At 34.2% G+C, this 275-nt stretch carries 1 protein-coding gene; it reads right to left on the bottom strand.

What is annotated here, in order from left to right:
* Positions 1-27: 27 nt before the first annotated feature.
* The coding region (locus tag FS736_RS23730) for a DDE-type integrase/transposase/recombinase (RefSeq protein ID WP_144481552.1) at positions 28-275 on the bottom strand (248 nt) is incomplete at its 5' end.

Here is a 275-nt window from a genome sequence, read left to right as displayed (position 1 = left end):
CCACTAATTTATCATGTCAGTGTTCGCTTAACTTGCTAGCATGATGCTAATTTCGTGGCATGGCGAAAATCCGTAGATCTGAAGAGACCTGCGGTTCTTTTTATATAGAGCGTAAATACATTCAATACCTTTTAAAATATTCTTTGCTGTATTGATACTTTGATACCTTGTCTTTCTTACTTTAATATGACGGTGATCTTGCTCAATGAGGTTATTCAGATATTTCGATGTACAATGACAGTCAGGTCTAAGTTTAAAAGCTTTAATTACTTTAG

Origin of the sequence: Cytobacillus oceanisediminis 2691, assembly GCF_007678455.1 — a bacterium.
Classification (GTDB): Bacteria; Bacillota; Bacilli; order Bacillales; family Cytobacillaceae; genus Mesobacillus; species Mesobacillus oceanisediminis_A.
The sequence above is the reverse complement of the archived record's forward strand: the minus strand, read 5'-3'. Positions and strand labels throughout refer to the sequence as shown.